The 18813-nt window shown below is 66.0% G+C and carries 11 protein-coding genes and 1 pseudogene; 5 read left to right on the forward strand and 7 right to left on the reverse strand.

Annotated features, from left to right (window positions below):
- Positions 1–342: pseudogene (locus tag XdyCFBP7245_RS15895) on the forward strand (hypothetical protein); the annotation flags it as partial.
- Between the two features lie 124 nt (positions 343–466).
- On the opposite strand, the gene XdyCFBP7245_RS15900 reads toward XdyCFBP7245_RS15895, so the two are convergent.
- The 4 genes from XdyCFBP7245_RS15900 to cysD all read right to left on the reverse strand — a co-directional run bounded on the left by XdyCFBP7245_RS15900 (position 467) and on the right by cysD (position 7833).
- Positions 467–3592, reverse strand: coding sequence for an efflux RND transporter permease subunit (locus tag XdyCFBP7245_RS15900; RefSeq protein ID WP_104616523.1), 3126 nt, complete (start codon positions 3590–3592; stop codon positions 467–469).
- Entirely contained in the window at positions 3589–4659 is a 1071-nt protein-coding gene (locus XdyCFBP7245_RS15905) for an efflux RND transporter periplasmic adaptor subunit (RefSeq protein WP_104616524.1), read from the reverse strand. Before XdyCFBP7245_RS15905 ends, XdyCFBP7245_RS15900 begins: the two co-directional genes overlap by 4 nt.
- A 253-nt stretch (positions 4660–4912) precedes the next feature.
- Positions 4913–6832, reverse strand: a complete 1920-nt coding sequence (cysN, locus tag XdyCFBP7245_RS15910; RefSeq protein WP_372469588.1) for a sulfate adenylyltransferase subunit CysN — start codon at positions 6830–6832, stop codon at positions 4913–4915.
- Positions 6833–6924: 92 nt separating this feature from the next.
- Complete coding sequence (gene cysD / locus XdyCFBP7245_RS15915; RefSeq protein WP_104616568.1) at positions 6925–7833, reverse strand: sulfate adenylyltransferase subunit CysD; 909 nt, start codon at positions 7831–7833, stop codon at positions 6925–6927.
- A gap of 182 nt (positions 7834–8015) precedes the next feature.
- Here cysD and XdyCFBP7245_RS15920 point away from each other — a divergent pair, with 182 nt between their 5' ends.
- The 3 genes from XdyCFBP7245_RS15920 (at position 8016) to XdyCFBP7245_RS15930 (ending at position 12400) form a co-directional block, all read left to right on the forward strand.
- The gene (locus tag XdyCFBP7245_RS15920; protein WP_104616526.1) at positions 8016–9863 is read left to right on the forward strand and encodes an assimilatory sulfite reductase (NADPH) flavoprotein subunit; all 1848 of its coding nucleotides are present in this window, start codon (positions 8016–8018) and stop codon (positions 9861–9863) included.
- Positions 9864–9971: 108 nt separating this feature from the next.
- A complete protein-coding gene (cysI, locus tag XdyCFBP7245_RS15925; RefSeq protein ID WP_104616527.1) occupies positions 9972–11678 on the forward strand; it encodes an assimilatory sulfite reductase (NADPH) hemoprotein subunit in 1707 nt (568 codons plus the stop codon).
- Positions 11675–12400 (forward strand): phosphoadenylyl-sulfate reductase, encoded by a 726-nt coding sequence (locus XdyCFBP7245_RS15930; RefSeq protein WP_104616528.1) that lies wholly within the window; start codon positions 11675–11677, stop codon positions 12398–12400. Before cysI ends, XdyCFBP7245_RS15930 begins: the two co-directional genes overlap by 4 nt.
- A 321-nt stretch (positions 12401–12721) precedes the next feature.
- Here the strand turns inward: XdyCFBP7245_RS15930 and XdyCFBP7245_RS15935 are convergent, their stop codons facing one another.
- The 3 genes from XdyCFBP7245_RS15935 to XdyCFBP7245_RS15945 form a co-directional block, all read right to left on the reverse strand.
- Positions 12722–14455 (reverse strand): PepSY-associated TM helix domain-containing protein, encoded by a 1734-nt coding sequence (locus tag XdyCFBP7245_RS15935; RefSeq protein WP_104616529.1) that lies wholly within the window; start codon positions 14453–14455, stop codon positions 12722–12724.
- The gene (locus XdyCFBP7245_RS15940; RefSeq protein ID WP_170068677.1) at positions 14455–16458 is read right to left on the reverse strand and encodes a TonB-dependent receptor; all 2004 of its coding nucleotides are present in this window, start codon (positions 16456–16458) and stop codon (positions 14455–14457) included. Before XdyCFBP7245_RS15940 ends, XdyCFBP7245_RS15935 begins: the two co-directional genes overlap by 1 nt.
- Positions 16459–16650: 192 nt before the next feature.
- Positions 16651–17085, reverse strand: a complete 435-nt coding sequence (locus tag XdyCFBP7245_RS15945) for a DUF2946 family protein (RefSeq protein WP_104616569.1) — start codon at positions 17083–17085, stop codon at positions 16651–16653.
- 304 nt (positions 17086–17389) lie between these two features.
- On the opposite strand from XdyCFBP7245_RS15945, the gene XdyCFBP7245_RS15950 reads away from it, so the two are divergent.
- On the forward strand, positions 17390–18586 hold the full coding sequence (locus XdyCFBP7245_RS15950; RefSeq protein WP_170068675.1) for a GAF domain-containing sensor histidine kinase: 1197 nt from the start codon (positions 17390–17392) through the stop codon (positions 18584–18586).
- Positions 18587–18813: the final 227 nt, after the last annotated feature.

Below are 18813 nucleotides of genomic sequence, written 5' to 3' on the forward strand. Positions count from 1 at the left end.
GAGCAGGCGGTCCAGCAGGCCACCCAGCGCTACGTCCACGCGCAGCACTCTCTGGAAACAACGGCAACGCGGCGCATGTGGATCGCATCGATCGCTCTGTTGGTGTCGGGCGTCTTGGGCCTTGGTGCGGTGGCTTACTCGATTGGCATCATCGATGAGAAACGCAACGAGCTGGTGCAGCTTCGCGCCTCGATCGATTATTGGGAGCGAGTCGCACGCGCGGACTTGGCCCCTTGCGGAGAGGATCGGCTCTGCGCCACGTTCGAGAAGAACGGACCGCGTTACGGCAATCAGAGGCAATACAGAGCGATCAACTTGCGCGCCGCACCAACTGCGCAGTAATACTGCAACCAGCATTGATCCTGTTGCCCAAACGGCTGCGACAAAGGGCCTGCTTCTGGAGTTGCGCGCTCTCCAAAATGCGATGGGATGAAGCGGAAAGAGACGCAGGCGCTGACGGCCGCGCTTATGCGTGCCCGCCCACCGATGGCGTGGTTGCCTCCAGGGTTTCCAGCTCGCGTGCGACCGCTTCCGGCGACTTGGTGTACGGGGCGATCAGGCTGTAGAACGCCGGCACCACGTACAGCGACAGCAACGTGGACAGCGACACACCGAAGATCACCACCACACCGATGGTGGCGCGGCTGGCCGAGCCGGGCCCGCCGGCCACTACCAGCGGAATCGCGCCGACCACCGTGGCGATCGACGTCATCAGGATCGGGCGCAACCGCACCGAGGCCGATTCCACAATGGCCTGATGCACGCTGCGGCCTTCGTCGCGCAATTGATTGGCGAACTCCACAATCAAAATGCCGTTCTTCGCCGCCAGGCCCACCAGCATCACGATGCCGATCTGACTGAACAGGTTGAGCGTGCCGCCGGTGAGCCACAGCCCGACCAATGCACCCAGCACCGCCAGCGGCACGGTGAGCATGATCACCAGCGGATGGGCGAAGCTTTCGAACTGCGCAGCCAGCACCAGATACACCACCAGCAAGGCCATGCCGAAGGTCAGCAATACCGCGCTGCCGGATTGCTGGTATTCGCGCGATTCGCCCTTCCAGTCCAGCTGCGCGTATTCCGGCAGTTCTTCCTGCGCGGCCTGCTGCGCCCAGGCGATGGCATCGCCCAACGGGTAGCCCGGCGCCAGACCAGCGGTAATGGTGATCGCGCGCAGGCGATTGAAGCGGTTCAAGGTGCCGGCTTCGGCCACTTCGCTCAAGCTCACCAGGTTGGACAGCGGAATCAGCTCGCCACGGCTGGAGCGCACGCGGATGGCGGTAAGGTCCTCCGGCGACATGCGGCCTTCGCGCCCGGCCTGCAGCATCACGTCGTATTCCTCGCCGTTGTCGACGAAAGTGGTGACGCGGCGCGAGCCCATCATCGCCTCCAGCGCGCCACCGATGGCGGTCACCGGCACGCCCAGATCGGCCGCGCGCAGGCGGTCGATGTTGACGCGCATTTGCGGGCGGGTTTCCTTGTAATCCGAGTCCGGGCCGACCAGGCCGGGATTGGCTTCCATGCGCTGCAGGATGCGGTCGCGCCACTGCGCGATCTCGGCATAGTCCGGGCCACCGAGCACCAACTGGAATGGTTGGCCACGGCTGCGCACCAGGCCGCCACTGACCTGCGTGCGCGCACGCACGCCGCTGAGCACGCTGAGCTTTTGTTGCAGCTCATCGGCCACTTCGGTGGTGGGGCGTGTGCGTTTTTCCCAGTCCTGCAAGAACACGCTGACGCGGCCGGTGTGCATTTCCTCGCTGCTGCCGAAGCCGCCGGGCACGCGCGGGTTGGCGCGCACGATGGGTTTGTCCGGGCCCACGTACGGGCGCAGGATGTCTTCGACCTGATGCATCTGCCCGACGGTGTAATCGAAGCCGGCGCCTTCGGGGCCGTCGATCATGATCTGGAAATTGCCGCGATCTTCCGCTGGCGCCAGTTCGGACGGAATACGGCTCATCAACCAGGCGCTGGCGCCCAAGGCCAGCAGCATGAGCAGCGCGAAAATCCAGGTGCGGTGCACGTGACGCTCCAGCGAGCGCCCGTACGCGCCGGACACCGCCTGCATGCGCCCGTTGAACCAATGATGGAACCGATTGGGTTTGGCCACGCTGTGCGAGCGCAGCAGCTTGGACGACATCATCGGCGTCAGCGTCAGCGCCACGAATGCCGAGATCGCCACCGCCGCGGCCAACGCCACCGCCAACTCGCGGAACAAGCGCCCGGTATTGCCTTCCAGAAATCCCACCGGCAGAAACACCGCCACCAATACGGCGGTGGTGGCGATCACCGCGAATGCCACCTGCCCGGTGCCGCGCCTGGCGGCCACCAAAGGCGGCTCGCCCAGATCGATGCGGCGCTGGATGTTTTCCACCACCACGATGGCATCGTCCACCACCAGGCCGATACACAGCACCAGCGCCAGCAAGGTGAGCAGGTTGATCGAGAAATCGAACGCGTACAGCGCAATGAATGCTGCGATCAGACACACCGGCACCGTGACCGCCGGAATCAGCGCCGCACGTGCGCTACCCAGAAACACCCAGATCACCACCAGCACCAGCACCACCGCTTCGATCAGGGTGTGATAGACGCGCTCCACCGCCGCGTCGATGAAGGTGGTGGTGTCGAAGGCGACAAAGATGTTGGTGCCCTGCGGCAGCGACTTCTGCACTTCTTCGGCCTGCGCGCGCGCCTCACGCGCCACATCCAGCGCGTTGGCGGTGGAGTTGCGCACGATGCCCAGGCCCACGTTGGGCACGCCATTGCTCTGGAAATAGGCGCGCCGTTCGGCCGAGGTCAACTCCACCTTGGCCACGTCGCCCAAGCGCACCACATAGCCGCCCTCGCCCTTGCTGAGCGGCAGCTTGGCGAAATCTTCCGGCTTGAGGTAGCTGCGCTCCACACGCAAGGTGAAATCGCGCTGCGCCGATTCGATGCTGCCGGCCGGCAACTCCACGTTTTCGTTCTGCAGCGCCGTTTCGACATCGGCCACGGTGAGTGCGCGTGCGGCCAGTTGGTCGCGGTCCAGCCAGATGCGCATCGCATAGCGCTGGCGTCCGCCGATGCGCACCTGCGCCACGCCATCCAGGCTGGAAAAGCGGTCAACGACATAGCGCTCGGCGTAGTCGGACAGCTGCAGCGTGTCCATCGTGCTGGAGCTCATGTTGAGCCACAGGATGGGGTCGGCGTCGGCTTCGACCTTGGAGATTTCCGGCGGGCGCGCCTGGTCGGGCATGCGGTCGGAGACGCGGCTGACCGCATCGCGCACGTCGTTGGCGGCCGCTTCCACATCGCGCGATTGCACGAACTCGATACTGATGTCGGACGAACCGTTACGACTGCGCGCTTCGATGGTGGCGATACCCTCGATACCGGCCAGCGCGTCTTCCAGCACCTGGGTGATGCGGCTTTCCACCACCGCTGCCGAGGCGCCGGTGTATTCCACATCCACCGAGACGATGGGTGGGTCGATCGCCGGCAGTTCTCGCAGCGTGAGGCGGGTGAACGACATCACTCCCAGCACGATCAGCAACAGACTCATCACCACCGCCATCACCGGGCGGGTAATGGACAGGTCGGAGAGCTTCATTGTGCCGCTGCCTGCGGACGCACCGACGCGGGCGCGGCCTGGTCGACCACCTTCAGGCCCGGACGCAGCTTGCCGGTGCCGTCCACCACGATGCGCTCACCGGCCGTGACGCCCTCCAGAACCTCCACCTTGCCATCGCGCCGCTCGCCCAGCCGCACATCGGCACGCTCCACGCTGCTGTCGGGTTTGACCCGGAACACGTACGACTCGCGCCCCACCTGCACCACCGCAATCTCCGGGATCACCAGCGCCTGCCGCGCCGGCTGCAGCAGCCGCACATCCAGCAGCATGCCCGGACGCAGGCGCCGATCGTCGTTGGGGAAATCGGCCCGCACGGTCACCGAGCGGGTGGTCTCGTCGATGCGCGAATCGATCGCGGCAACGATGCCGTCGAAGCGCGCACCCGGATACGCCGCCGCGGTGCCATTGACGGTATTGCCGAGCTGCACCAGGCCGAACTGCGATTCCGGCACCTGAAAATCCACGTACATGCGCGCCACATCGTCCAACGTGGCGATCACGGTGGTCGAGGTGATCAACGACCCCGGGCTGATCTGGCGGATGCCCAGCACGCCGGAGAACGGCGCGCGCACTTCGCGGTCGGTGATTTCCGCGCGCATCTGCTGCACCCGCGCCTGCGCCGCGTCGCGCAGGGCGCGCTGGGTGTCGACCGTGGACTTGGCGACCAATTGCTGGCCAACCAGACTCAACTGGCGACGGTAGAGCTGGTCGGTTTCCTCAAAGGTGGCTTGCGCGGCGGTCAACGCGGCCTGCTGCGAATTGCCGCGCAGCCGCAGCAGCAACTGCCCCGCCTTGACCTCATCGCCGCTGTCGAAATTGACCTGCTCGACCACATCGCTGACCGCTGCAGTGAGCGCGACCGATTCGCGCGCACGTACGGTGGCGATCGATTGCACGGTGGAGTTCCAGGGCTGCACCGCCACCGGCTGCACCACCACCGGGATAGGCTTGGCAGCGGCCGGCGCGCTGGCCTGGCGGGCACAACCGGACAGCCATACGGCCAACAAGAGCGCGGCGCAACTGCGCGCGCTGGGCAGAACAAGCATCAGAACATCCTGGCGGGGTACCGCGAAAGTGTACCGACCTCACCGCCATGCGTTGACAGAAAGGGCGCGCTTTGCACCATGACCAACGACCCTTGCTGTCGTCGTCATGATGCGCTGGTCGGCGCGGCCCTCGACACTGCATACCACCGCCCGGGCACGCCCGATGGCGCAAACCCGCGCGGTCACTCCACGCTGGGGTCTGGCGCCACGCGCACTACGCGGGAGACGGGGTGCCACGTCCTGATGCCTGCGCTCAGCGCTCCAGCCCCAGAAACTCGAGCACGTGGCGCGCCAGCGCCTCTACATTCTCACCATCGGCGTGAAGATGGATCTCCGGCGTCTCGGGCGCCTCGTACGGCGAGTCGATTCCGGTGAAATTGGGGATCTGCCCGGCCCGCGCCTTGCGGTACAACCCTTTCACGTCGCGCGCTTCCGCCACCGCCAGCGGCACATCCACGAACACTTCGACAAACTCGCCCGTATCGAAACGCTCGCGCGCCAGTTGCCGCTCGGCACGGAACGGCGAGATGAAACTGACCAGCACGATCAGGCCGGCATCGGCCATCAGGCGCGCCACTTCGGCCACGCGGCGGATGTTTTCCACGCGGTCTTCGTCGGTAAAGCCCAGATCGCGGTTGAGCCCATGGCGCACGTTGTCGCCATCCAGGATGAAGGTGTGATAGCCCAAGGCATGCAGGCGCTTGTCGACCAGGTTGGCGACAGTGGATTTGCCCGCCCCCGACAGGCCGGTGAACCACAGCACGCGCGGCGCCTGGCCCTTGATGCGCGCACGGGCGCTGCGGTCCACCTCCAGATGCTGCCAATGCACATTGCCGGCGCGGCGCAACGCAAACTCCAGCGTGCCCGCGGCCACGGTGGCATTGCTTTGCCGGTCGATCAGGATGAAGCCGCCGAGCGCACGGTTGCGGGCGTACGGCGCGAAGGCGATGGGCTCGTCCAAGGCGAGATTGCAGTAGCCCACTTCGTTGAGTTCCAGCCGCTTGGCCGCCAGCCGCTCCTGCGTATTCACATCGACCTTGTGCTTGATCTCGCTGACGCTCACGGTGACCGTGCGGGTGCCGATCTTGAGCCAGTACGGGCGGCCGGGCAGCAGCGCGGCATCGTCCATCCACAGCAGATGCGCGGCGAACTGGTCGGCCACTTCCGGCGGGTCGTCGATGGCGGCGACGATGTCGCCACGGCTGATATCGATCTCGTCGCGTAGCGTCAGCGTCACCGCCTGCCCTGCGCGTGCGCTGGCCACCGCGCCATTGGCATCCAGCACCGCAGCCACCTGCGAACGCCGCCCCGATGGCACCACCACCACGGCATCGCCCACGCGCACCTGGCCGGACGCGATGGTGCCGGCATAGCCGCGGAACTGTGAGTTGGGGCGGTTGACCCACTGCACCGGCAAGCGCAGGCCGCTGCCGGCCTCGGGCGGCTCGATCTGCACGCTGTCCAGATGCTGCAGCAGATGCGGGCCGCTGTACCACGGCATGCGGGTGGAGGCGCTGGACAGGTTCTCGCCGGCCAGCGCCGACAACGGGATGCACTGCACATCGGCAATGCCCAGCTGCGCCGCCAGCGCGCGGTAGCCCTCGGCGATGGCGCTGAAGACATCGGCGTCGTAGTCCACCAGATCCATCTTGTTGACCGCCAGCACCACATGGCGGATGCCCAGCAACGACACGATGTAGCTGTGCCGGCGCGTCTGCGCGAGCAAGCCCTTGCGCGCGTCCACCAGCACCACCGCCACATCGGCGGTGGATGCGCCGGTGGCCATGTTGCGCGTGTATTGCTCGTGGCCGGGGCAGTCGGCGACGATGAATTTGCGTTGGTCGGTATCGAAATAGCGGTACGCCACATCGATGGTGATGCCCTGCTCGCGCTCGGCCGCCAGCCCGTCCATCAGCAACGCGTAATCGATGCCCTCGCCTTGCGTGCCGTGCCGCCGGCTATCGCTTTCCAGCGCCGCCAGCTGATCGTCGAACAAGCGCTTACTGTCGTAAAGCAAGCGTCCGATCAAGGTGCTCTTGCCATCGTCCACGCTGCCGCAGGTGATGAAGCGCAGCAGCGGTTTGGATTCGTGCTGCTGGAGGTAAGTGTCGATGGAGTCGCTCTCTCGGGACTCGGGACCGGGGACCGGGGACCCGAAAAAGCCAGAGGCGATCGCGCCGTCGGCATGACACTGGTGTTCCCGGGTCCCGAGTCCCCGGTCCCCGGTCCCGGCATCTCCATTCCCATTTTCCCATTCACTGCCCATCAGAAATACCCCTCGAGCTTTTTCTGTTCCATCGATGCGCCGGGTGCGTGGTCGATCATGCGACCCTGGCGTTCGGAGCTGGTGCTGACCAGCATTTCGGCGATCACCGCTTCCAGGGTGTCGGCGGTGGAGTCGATCGCGCCGGTCAGCGGGTAACAACCCAGCGTGCGGAAGCGCACCGAGCGCAGCTGCGGGGTTTCGCCCGGCTGCAGTGGCAGGCGCTCGTCGTCGACCATGATCAACGCACCGTCGCGCTCCACGACCGGGCGCGCTGCGGCGAAATACAGCGGCACCACCGGGATCTTTTCGCGGTAGATGTACAGCCAGATATCCAGCTCGGTCCAGTTGGACAACGGAAACACGCGCACGCTCTCGCCGGGTTTGGTACGGGCGTTGTAGAGGTTCCACAGTTCCGGACGCTGGTTTTTCGGGTCCCAGCGATGGCGCGCGTTGCGGAACGAAAACACCCGCTCCTTGGCGCGCGATTTTTCTTCGTCGCGCCGTGCACCGCCGATCGCCGCATCGAACGCGCCCTGCTCCAGCGCCTGCTTCAGGCCCTGGGTCTTCATGATGTCGGTGTGCACCGCGGCGCCGTGAGTGATCGGGCCGATGTCCTGCGCGATGCCATCGGGGTTGATGTGCACGCGCAGATCCACCCCGGTTTCGGCCGCGCGGCGGTCGCGGAAGGCGATCATCTCGCGGAATTTCCAGCGCGTGTCCACGTGCAGCAGCGGGATCGGCGGCGGCGACGGCGCAAACGCCTTGAGCAACAGATGCAGCAGTACCGAGCTGTCCTTGCCGACCGAATACAGCATCACCGGGGCCCGAAACTCGGCGGCGACCTCGCGCAGGATGTGGATGCTTTCGGCTTCGAGCCGGTCGAGATGGGACAACGGGGGCAGGGTCATCAGGGTGTCGGGAGCGGCGGCGGGCAAGACCAGCCGATGGTAGGCCAAGGCAGCGCAGTGTGTGGCGGGCAGATGTCTGCTTGAAATAAGCGGGCGGCATAACGCGATAACGGGTGATCCTTTCTGAACGCGCGAACGCTTCCCTAACATCGTTCATCCAAATCCCCCGCCCCTGGATCCGAATGACCGCCGCCAGTTCCGCGCTACCGCCCAGCCCCTTGCCCGACGAGCGCAAGGCGCTGCTGGAACGGTTGGTCGACGGCCTGGATACCGCAGCGCTGTGGTGGCTGTCCGGCTACACCGCCGGGCTGGCGCAGGGTCATCCGCCGCGCTCGCTGGCGGTGCTGCCGGGCGGGCAACCGCAGGCAGCCGCGCAGGACAGCCAGCGCCTGACCGTGCTGTACGGCAGCCAGACCGGCAATGCGCGCCGCCAAGCCGAGCAGCTGGCCGCCGATGCCGAGGCCGCCGGGCTGAGCGTGCGGCTGCTGCGCGCCGATGCCTACCCCACCCGCGAACTGGCTAACGAACGCCTGTTGTACGTGGTAATCAGCACCCAGGGCGAAGGCGACCCGCCGGACGATGCGATCGGCCTGGTCGAATTCCTGACCGGCCGCCGCGCGCCCAAGCTGCCCGAGCTCAAGTACGCGGTGCTGGGCCTGGGCGATTCCAGCTATGCGGAGTTCTGCGGCATTGCGCGGCGCATCGACGACCGTCTGGCCGAGCTCGGCGCCAGCCGCGTGCAGCCGCGTGGCGAAGCCGACCTGGACATCGACAGCATCGCCGACCCATGGCGCGCGCAAGCGCTCACGCATGCGCGCGAGCTGCTCAAGAGCGCCCCGCACTCGGCCACGGTCACACCGTTGCGCAGCAACCCGGTGGCGCCGACGTGGTCGCACCAGCACCCGTTTGGCGCCGAGCTGCTGGCCAACCAGATCATCAGCGGGCGCGACTTCAAGGGCCCGGGCTTTCGCGTCTATGCACAGCCCGGCAAGCGGGTGCGGCATCTGGAATTTTCGCTGGAAGGTAGCGGCCTGAATTACGAGCCCGGCGATGCGCTGGGCATCGTGCATCGCAACCCGCCGGCGCTGGTGGACGCGGTGCTGCAGACCTTGCGGCTGGATGGTCATGCCGCGGTCACCGTCGGCGACCAGACGCTGGCCTTGAACGAGTGGCTGGCCACCCGGCGCGAACTGACCAAGCTGTCGCGGCCGTTTCTCACTGCCCATGCCGAACGCGCAGGCGCAGACGAGCTGCAGGCGCTGCTCACCCCCACCCAGACTGCCGGCCTGGCGTCGTTGCTCTCCGATCATCAAGTGATCGACGTGCTGCGACGCTGGCCGGCGGATTGGGACCACGCCAGCCTGCTGGACACGTTGCGCCCGCTCACCCCGCGGCTGTACTCGATCGCCTCCAGCCGCAAGCGCGTGGGCGATGAAGTGCATCTGGCGGTGGATGAACTCAACTACCAGGCGCACGGGCACGCGCATCTGGGGTCGGCCAGCGGTTTTCTCGCCGCGCTTGGCGAAGGCGATACCGCACCGGTCTATATCGAACCCAACACCCGCTTCCGCGTGCCGGCCGACGCCGACCGCGACATCCTGATGATCGGCCCGGGCACCGGCGTGGCGCCGTTCCGCGGTTTCGTGCAGGAACGGGCCGAAACCGGCGCCAAGGGCCGCAACTGGCTATTCTTCGGCGCCCAGCATTTCAATACCGATTTCCTGTATCAGGCCGAGTGGCAGCAGGCCTTGCAACGCGGCGAGTTGCACGCGCTGGACCTGGCGTTCTCGCGCGACCATGCCGAAAAAATCTACGTGCAACACCGCCTGCGCGAACGCGGCGCCGAGGTCTACGCCTGGCTGCAGGGCGGCGCGCATGTCTATGTCTGTGGCGCCATCGGCATGGGCAAGGATGTGCACGCCGCCTTGCTGGACGTCGTCACCACCCACGGCGCCCGCAGCGCCGAAGACGCCGCCGCATATCTCACTCAATTGCAGGTGGAGGGGCGATATGCGCGCGATGTGTATTAGTGCCGGGAATCGGGAGTGGGGAATCGGGAATTGGTACAGCACTCACCTGACTTTTCCTGGCAGACCAAGCCGCTTTTTACGATTCCCTATTCCCCATTTCCGATTCCCATGAGCCACTCTGTCGAAGACATCAAATCCGAAAGCCGCCGTCTGCGCGGGTCGCTGCAGCAGAGCCTGGCCGACCCGGTCACCGGGGCGCTGCGCGAGGACGATCAGACGCTGATCAAGTACCACGGCAGCTACCAGCAGGACGATCGCGATATCCGCGATGAGCGGCGTCGGCAAAAGCTCGAGCCGGCATATCAGTTCATGATCCGCACGCGCACGCCGGGCGGGGTGATTTCGCCCAGCCAGTGGTTGGCGCTGGATGGCATCGCCACGCGGTACGCCAACCATTCGCTGCGCATCACCACCCGCCAGGCGTTCCAGTTCCATGGCGTGATCAAGCGCGAACTCAAGGCGACCATGCAGGCGATCAACGCCACCTTGATCGATACGCTGGCGGCGTGCGGCGACGTCAATCGCAATGTGCAGGTGGCGGCCAACCCCTTGTTGTCGCAGGCGCATGCCACGCTGTACGCGGACGCCGCGCGCGTGTCCGAGCATCTGCTACCGAATACGCGTGCGTACTACGAAATCTGGCTGGACGAAGAACGCGTGTCCGGTTCCGGCAGCGAAGACGAGCCGATCTACGGCGATCGGTATCTGCCGCGCAAGTTCAAGATCGGCTTCGCCGCACCGCCGCTCAACGACGTGGACGTGTTCGCCAACGACCTGGGCTTCATCGCCATCCTGCGCGACGGCGAGCTGCTCGGCTACAACGTCAGCATCGGCGGCGGCATGGGCGCCAGCCACGGCGACGCGGAGACCTGGCCGCGTGTGGCCAACGTCATTGGATTTGTGACCCGCGATCAGTTGCTGGATCTGGCAACCGCCGTGGTCACCACGCAGCGCGACTTCGGCAATCGCGCAGTGCGTAAGCGCGCGCGCTTCAAGTACACCATCGACGATCATGGCCTGGACACCATCGTGGCCGAGATCCAACGCCGTGCCGGTTTTTCGTTGCAGCCTGCAAGGCAGTTTGCGTTCGACCACAACGGCGACCGCTATGGCTGGGTCGCAGGCGAAGACGGCCTGTGGCATCTGACCCTGTCGCTACCGGCCGGCCGCATTGCCGACACCGACACCGCCGCGCATCTGAGCGGGCTGCGCGCGATTGCGCAGTTGAACGTGGGCGAGTTCCGGATGACGCCCAACCAGAACCTGGTCATCGCCGGCGTCCCTGCACAGCAGCGCGCGCAGATCGATGCGCTGGTTGCGCAGTACGCGCTGGATGCGGGCAACCATGCCGGCACCGCCTTGGCGCGCGGCGCGATGGCCTGCGTGGCACTGCCAACCTGCGGCCTGGCGATGGCCGAAGCCGAGCGTTATCTGTCCGACTTCAGCGCGGCCTTGCAACCGTTGCTGGAACAACACGGCCTGGCCGACACCCCCATCGTGCTGCGCCTGTCCGGTTGCCCCAACGGCTGCTCGCGTCCATATCTGGCGGAGATCGCGCTGGTGGGCAAGGCGCCCGGCCGCTACAACCTGATGCTGGGCGGCGACCGTCGCGGCCAACGGCTCAACACCTTGTATCGCGAAAACATCACTGAAGCAGAGATCCTGGCCGCGCTGGACCCGCTATTGGCTCGCTACGCCGCCGAACGCGACCAGGCCAGCGACGAAGGCTTCGGCGATTTCCTGCACCGCAGTGGCCTGATCGCCCTGCCGCCCTACCCCACGCACCGTCACCTCGACCTGGAACTGCTCGCATGACCGCGTTGCCTGCTGCATCGATCACCTCTTCCGCGTTGGACGATCTGGACGCGCTCAACGCGCAGCTGGAAACCCTGCGTGCCGACGAACGCGTGGCCTGGGCGCTAGAGCATGGCCCGCAGGACGCCGCGCTGTCGTCCAGCTTCGGCGCGCAATCGGCGGTGACGCTGCATCTGCTCACCCAGCAGCGCCCGGATATTCCGGTGATCCTGATCGATACCGGCTATCTGTTTCCGGAAACCTATCGCTTTGCCGACGCGTTGACCGACCGGCTCAAACTCAACCTCAAGGTCTATCGCCCGCTGGTCAGCCGCGCCTGGATGGAAGCGCGCCATGGCCGCTTGTGGGAACAGGGCATGGTCGGCATCGACCAGTACAACAACCTGCGCAAGGTCGAGCCGATGCGGCGCGCACTGGACGAGCTCAATGTCGGCACCTGGTTCACCGGCCTGCGCCGTAGCCAGTCCGGTGGACGTGCACAGACGCCGATCGTGCAGAAGCGTGGCGACCGCTACAAGATCAGCCCGATCGCCGACTGGACCGACCGCGATGTGTGGCAATACCTGCAGGCGCACGACCTGCCGTATCACCCGCTGTGGGAACAGGGCTACGTCTCGATCGGCGATTTCCACACCACCCGCCGCTGGGAACCGGGCATGCGCGAAGAAGACACCCGCTTCTTCGGCCTCAAGCGCGAGTGCGGGATTCACGAGGACATCTGAGTTGAGCTACACATCGCGCGCTATGTAGAGCGTCGCGACGCGAGATGCCTGGTTTCTGCGTGCTGTTCGCGTGGCAGACAGCGCAACGCCTGGCGATTTTTCTGGTGGGCTGTGGTGGCCGTAACACATGCGAGGCATCGCGCCGTCGTTGCAGCAAGATCGCAGGATCGAGAAAGGCGTGCTCTTTGCCGAAGAGCGCGGCAATGCTGGTCACAGCACCGCGAACACAGACGACATCGACGCGAGCTGTAGCTACAGCTGCAGCGGCTGAGAGATGCAATCGCGACACGTGTAGCGATAGCGACACGCGCAGCCATCGCATCACGCCACAGCATTCGCTTGCGCGCGTTGCATCCAGTAACGATCGAACAACCACATCAGCAATAACGACAGCCCGACCAGCGGAAAGAGCAACCCGCACAGCACCAGCAGCACTAGCAATCCGCGCAGGGTGCGTGGGTCGGCGGGAAACGGCGGCACGCCCAGGCCACCCACCGGCCGCCGCTTCCACCACATCACCGCGGCACTGACGCACAACAGCACGATCGCCGCGCAGGCAACCAGCAGGATCAACTGATTGGCAGTGCCGTATTGCTGGCCCAGGTGCACATTGATGCCCCATTCCAGCGCACGCCCCACCGGCCCGTAGTCGCGATAACGCATGTCCAGCAGCACCGCGCCGCTGTACTGATCCAGATGGATCACCCGTTGCTGCTGCAGATCGGCCGGATACACCGATGCCGTATACACACCGCGCGCACCACGCGGCGGCGACACGCTATACCCCGGCGCAATGCCGAGCGCATCGAACCGCGCCATCGCCGCGTCCAGACCAATTGCGCCCATGCCCGGCGCAGCGACACTGCCGGCGCCACCGTGCGCTGCATGGACTGAATATTCTGACTGGCTTGAATGTTCTGAGTGCGCCGAATGCTGTGAGTGATCTGAATGCTGCGAATACTGCGAGTGCTCCGAGTGCTCCGAGTACTCCGAGTACTCCGAGTGCTCCGAGTACTCCGAATGCTGTGCATGAGCACGGTCGAAGTTAGCCCCTCTCTCCTCGGGGCGAGAATGCACTGTTTGTGCGCCACTGGCACGCGTGACTTGGAGCGCCCACGCTGCTAGCGCGGGCCGGGGGTTGGGGTGCGGGTCGGCCGCACGCACTGCAGCCGCGTGCAGCCCACCCGCTTGGCTGTCATGCAATCGCTCATCCAGCGCACCAGGCACAGCAGATTCCGGCAACCGCGCCTGCCGCAGCGACCACGCAGGCTCGCCACTGTCGGTCAGGCGCTGCTCCGACATCGGTTGCTGCACCCGCAGCCCGGCCGGATACCCAAAATCATGCCCGTTGGCCCAACGATTGACCTGTGCGCCCCACAGCCACGACCACGGCATGCCGGTGAGCGCCAGAAACAACAGGACCGCACCCACACCGGCACCGGTCACCGCGTGCAGGTCGCGCCAGAACAGCCGCTGTGTCGGCGTGCCACGGACGTTGACCACCCCACCACGCCGTCCGCGCGGCCACCACAGGTACACACCCGTGAGCACCAGCACGATCGCCCACCCCGCCGCCATTTCGATCAGCCCCCGCGCGAACGGGCCGATCAACTCCAGGCTGTGCAGCCGGCGAATCGTCCAGGCCAGCGTGCCGTGCTCGGGCAAGCGACCCAGCACACGCACGCGATACGGGTCCACATACACCACCGTGCGGGTGCCATGCGCGTCCACCAGGCCGATCTCGGCACTGACATCGGCGCGTTTGGGCGTGGTGTAGCGGAACAACGTCCCACCCTCCTCGCGCTGCGCCACCTCCACCAGTTGCTGTGCGGATGCGCGCGCCACACCCACCGGCACCACTTTCAAGCCATGGTGCACGGTGCGATCGATGGCATCCTGATACAGAAATGCCGCGCCGGTCAGCGCCAGCCAGATGATGAAAGGCAGCACCAGCAGCCCGGCATAGAAATGCCAGCGCCACACGGCCCGATAGAACCGCCAGCGGCCATCGCGCGGCAGGATGTCGACGCTGGCGGTCCCAGTGTGTGTACGCATCAGAAACTCCAATCCCAGGACACCGACAGCGCGCGGCCATCGCCTGGCGAATAGCCGGAACTACCGCTGTCGTACCACGCGTACACATAGGCGCGATCGGTGACATTGCGCAATTGCACGCTGAGCGCATTACGCGCATCCACGTTCCAGCGCGCGCCAAGATTGAGCAAGGCATAGCCGCCGGTGCGACCCAGGGTATTGCTGCGCTCCAGGTAGTAATCGCCCTGCGCATTGCCCCAGGCGCTGAGCTGCACGGCTGCACTCACCTGCCACTCCAGCCCGGCAGTGGCCAACCAGTGCGGCACGTTCTCGATCTCCTTGCCGCGCGTGGCCGGCGCGCTGGGGTCGGGCGTGGCGATGCTGGCCTTCTGCCGCGAATACGACATCCACGCACGCCAATGCTCGGCAGGCTGCAGGTTCAGTTGCGCATCCCAACCGCGCCGCAGCGTCCGCCCGACGTTGGCTACATCGCCGATGCCGGCCACGCCATTGACACCGAGAATGGTGGCCACTTCGCCAGACGCACGTTGTTCCCAATACGCCACCCGCCCATCCAGCAGTGCCGACGGGGCGAATTTGAAGCCGGCTTCCCAGCCATCGTTGATCGATGGCCCGAGATTGCCCGGCTGGCGACGGTAGGCACCATCGCCGCTGCCGATCTGGAAGGTGCGTCCCCAGTTGGCGTACACGCTGCTCTGTTCGCCCACGCGGTAGCTGGCACTGAACTTGGGTTGCTTGATGGTGCCGTAGTCGTAGCTCGGCGCCCAGACACCGGCCAGCAGGTCGTGCAAGGTGCCATCGACACGATCGATGCGATACCCCGGCACCAGTTGCAAACGGTCGACCGGGCTCAGCACCGCCTGCACATAGGCACCTTGGGTGTGCAGATCGTAGTTCCAGTCGCGCAGTTGCGCGCCGCGCACGCGTGCGACGGTGCGGTAGCGCTGCGACCGGTTGTCCTGCCACTGCGCATCCGCACCAGCTTCCAGCGCCGCATTCCAGAGGCCCCAGTCGGGCTGCCAGTTGCCGCGCAGCAGCACGCCGCGATGGGTTTCATCGGTATCGCGCTCCTGCTGCAGGCCGGCCGCGGAAAAACGCACCCAGCGTTGATTGCGATAGTCGTTCTGGTAGGCCTTTGCGCTCCACTGCGCATCCGCGCCCAGCGTGCCATCGGCATGCAATGCGGTCTGACGCACACGGCGCTCGCTGCGATCGTCCTGCGCATAGGCCGGCGAACTGCGCGGCGCCGCACGCGCGCTGGCCGCATCCAGATACCCCGCCTCCAGCGCGTGGTTGTCGTAGTAGCGCGTGGTCAGCCCGGCACGGAAGGCGCCATCCGGGTCGGTGTAGAACCACTTGCCGGTGACGCTGCGTTTGCGCGCATCGGCGTGCGCGCGATAGCCATCGGAATCGCGCCAGGCCAGCACATAGTTCTGGCTCCACGGGCCGCGCTCGAATCCCTTGCCCAGCTGCACTTCGCGCGCACCGAAACTGCCCGCGGTCACGCTGAGGCGGCCATCGTTGCCACCGGTGCGGGTCAGCACATCCACGCTGCCGGCGATGGCGTTCAAGCCATACCGCGCATCGTTGGTACCGCGCACGATTTCGATCGCACTGATGTCCTGCGGAAACACCGCATCCAGATAGGGCATGGCACCGGCGTTGTCGTTGCTGGGGATGCCGTCGATCAGCAGCTTGACCGCGTTGATCCGCCCCTCGCCATTGAAACCACGGAACGAAAACCGCCCTGCATCGGTGCCCATGCGGAATTGGGTCACCTGCACGCCGGGCGCGCGCATCAGCAGTTCCCAGCTGTAATCCACGTGCTGATCGTGCAGCAGCGCACCACCGATCACATCCACCGAACTCAGCACGCGCGCCGTACTCGGCGTGCGCTGCGCGTGCTCGCTCACCTGCACCTTGCCCAGCGTCAATGCCGCATCCTGCGCCTGCACCTGCCAGGCGTGGCCACACACCAGCGCCAACGACGGCGCGTACCACATCGTTTTCAACAACCGTAACCGCATGACCAACCCTTTGCCGTGACACCACGGCAATGCCGCCGTGCCCCGCCCCACAGGGCGAGCACCGGCTTCGTTCAAAAGAATGCGTCGTCCATCGCGTGCGCGCAGGCACGCCAACGCATCAGGCGCAGACAGGCTGCAGCAGAACGGACGCCCGCAACGGGGCAAGGCTCAGGCGTACAACGGTGGCCCACGCGCTCCGAGGGCGGTCCAACGCAAGGCCGACCATGCCCGCACCGCGGCAGGCAGCGGTATCGGCACCGGACGTCGCTGCAGCAGACACAGCACCAGCAGTGCCAGCCAGGGCAGCAGGCGCGCGGCCAACATGCAGTAGTCGCAGGCTTCGCCGTGCAGCGCGGCGTCATGGTCGCCGGCACGTTGCGGGGCGCCGGGCATGCCGTGATCCCGAGGCACTGCGCTGTACGCTTGCGCAGGCGCGTGGCTCGCATGCACTGCAGCGCTGGTGCCAAGCGCCGGGCCACTCATGCACATCGGCTCGAGCATGCGCGCCTGGCTCCAACGGCTGATCAACGGCGCCAACAGCATCAGCGCCACTGCCAGGCAGGCGAGCAGGTGCAACAGACGATGGCGATGAAGCGCGGGCATCGCCGCAGTGTAAGCCGCCATGTCGGCAGGAGCGATGGGAGCGGCCGGTGCGCGACCGGATGTCGCACCCAAACCCGCGCAGGCGTCCGGGCGGACCAACATCGCACGCTGCCGCCTGTCGACCTGCGCCCCACCAGCCACCGCCATGGCCGAATCGATGAAGCACAGGCCATCACCTGAATATCACTGCCGCTCCATTGTCCAGGCCGGCAGTCACAGTTCTACCGATGCGTATAAGGCTGCGCGCATGCGAGGCGTCGCCATGCCCTATGCTTGGGCGTCATCCCATTCATCCTGCCCGCGCATGAGTACTGTCCTGTCCGATCCAGCGGCTGAGCCACTTCCCTGCGCGCCCAAACCGCCCAGCGAGGCGCTGCGCCTTCAGGCCCTGCGCAGCTACGGCATCCTCGATACGCCGCGCGAGGCGGCCTTCGAAGACATCACCCGGCTGGCGTCGATCATCTGCCAGACTCCGATCGCCCTGATCAGCCTGGTGGACGCGGACCGCCAGTGGTTCAAGAGCGAGCTCGGCATGGGCGAGCGCGAGACGCCGTTGTTCAAGTCGATGTGCGCGCATGCGCTGCTCGACAGCGACGTGCTGGTGGTGCCGGACACGCGCGAAGACAGCCGCTTTTCGCGCAACCCGCTGGTGACCGGCGAAGCGCCGCTGTATTTCTATGCCGGTGCGCTGTTGAAGACGCCGGACGGCCTGCCGTTAGGCACCGTCTGCGTGCTCGACCGTCAGCCACGCAAGCTCAGCGACGAACAGGTCGAAGCGCTGCGCGCGCTCGCGCGCCAGACCATGGCGCAGCTGGAATTGCGCCGTGCGCTGCTGATCGCGGAAGAATCCGACCGCTACCGCAGCCGCTTGATGGCCATTGCCGGGCACGATCTGAAAACCCCGCTGCGCACCGCCGCTTACGCCATCGACAAGATGCGCCGGCATGCCAATGTCGATTCCATCCCGACCTTGGTGACTGCGCGCGACGCGATCAGCCTGGTCGGTCGCAGCCTGGACGAACTGGCTACGCTGGCCGCCGCAAGCAAGTCCGCCATGCCGGATCTGCAACCGCTGCAGCTGGAAGACGTGCTGCATTCGGTGCTCGGCGTCTGGCGCCAGCCGGCCATCGACAAGTGCCTGGCGCTGCGCCACGTGCCGACCTCGCTGCGCGTGCGCAGCCACACGACCTTGCTGACCACCCTGATCGGCAATCTGGTCGGCAACGCCATCAAATACACCGAGCGTGGACGCGTGCTGGTCGGCACCCGCCGTCGGCCCGGCTATGCGGTGGTGGAGATCATCGACAGCGGCATCGGCCTGAATCTGGAGCAGCCCGAGCAGGTCTTCCAGGCGTTCCGCCAGGCGGACCCGCGCAGCGACGGTCTGGGCATCGGGCTATGGATCGTGCACCGCACCGCCGAGACGCTGGGGTGCGAGGTGACGGTACGGCCGCGATCGGAAGGCGGCACCTGCTTTTCGGTTCGTATTCCGTTGGCCTGACGCAGTCGCGCGCGACTGCGTGGCGATGCGCGACCGCGCTGATGTGCAGCAGGCCTGGCGCACGTCGCTTCACAGGCATTGATTCGAATATCTGACGCTCGCCAAAAGCGGCCAACCCAGCTCGGCCGCGGGCGCGTGCTGCGATTATTTCGGCAAAAGAATCGGCAAAAAAAAAGGCGGACCCGAGCTCCCGACCCGGATCCGCCGCCAAACACGCCAGGCCTCTC

The sequence above is a fragment of the Xanthomonas dyei genome, assembly GCF_002939865.1.
Lineage (GTDB): Bacteria > Pseudomonadota > Gammaproteobacteria > Xanthomonadales > Xanthomonadaceae > Xanthomonas > Xanthomonas dyei.

Excerpts from the sequence above, each read along its gene's own strand:
- XdyCFBP7245_RS15900 (WP_104616523.1), bottom strand. The coding sequence starts at position 3,592 with ATGAAGCTCTCCGACCTGTCCATTACCCGCCCGGTGATGGCGGTGGTG.
- XdyCFBP7245_RS15905 (WP_104616524.1), bottom strand. The coding sequence starts at position 4,659 with ATGCTTGTTCTGCCCAGCGCGCGCAGTTGCGCCGCGCTCTTGTTGGCC.
- cysD (WP_104616568.1), bottom strand. The coding sequence starts at position 7,833 with ATGACCCTGCCCCCGTTGTCCCATCTCGACCGGCTCGAAGCCGAAAGC.
- XdyCFBP7245_RS15920 (WP_104616526.1), top strand. The coding sequence starts at position 8,016 with ATGACCGCCGCCAGTTCCGCGCTACCGCCCAGCCCCTTGCCCGACGAG.
- cysI (WP_104616527.1), top strand. The coding sequence starts at position 9,972 with ATGAGCCACTCTGTCGAAGACATCAAATCCGAAAGCCGCCGTCTGCGC.
- XdyCFBP7245_RS15930 (WP_104616528.1), top strand. The coding sequence starts at position 11,675 with ATGACCGCGTTGCCTGCTGCATCGATCACCTCTTCCGCGTTGGACGAT.
- XdyCFBP7245_RS15935 (WP_104616529.1), bottom strand. The coding sequence starts at position 14,455 with ATGCGTACACACACTGGGACCGCCAGCGTCGACATCCTGCCGCGCGAT.
- XdyCFBP7245_RS15940 (WP_170068677.1), bottom strand. The coding sequence starts at position 16,458 with ATGTGGTACGCGCCGTCGTTGGCGCTGGTGTGTGGCCACGCCTGGCAG.
- XdyCFBP7245_RS15945 (WP_104616569.1), bottom strand. The coding sequence starts at position 17,085 with ATGCCCGCGCTTCATCGCCATCGTCTGTTGCACCTGCTCGCCTGCCTG.
- XdyCFBP7245_RS15950 (WP_170068675.1), top strand. The coding sequence starts at position 17,390 with ATGAGTACTGTCCTGTCCGATCCAGCGGCTGAGCCACTTCCCTGCGCG.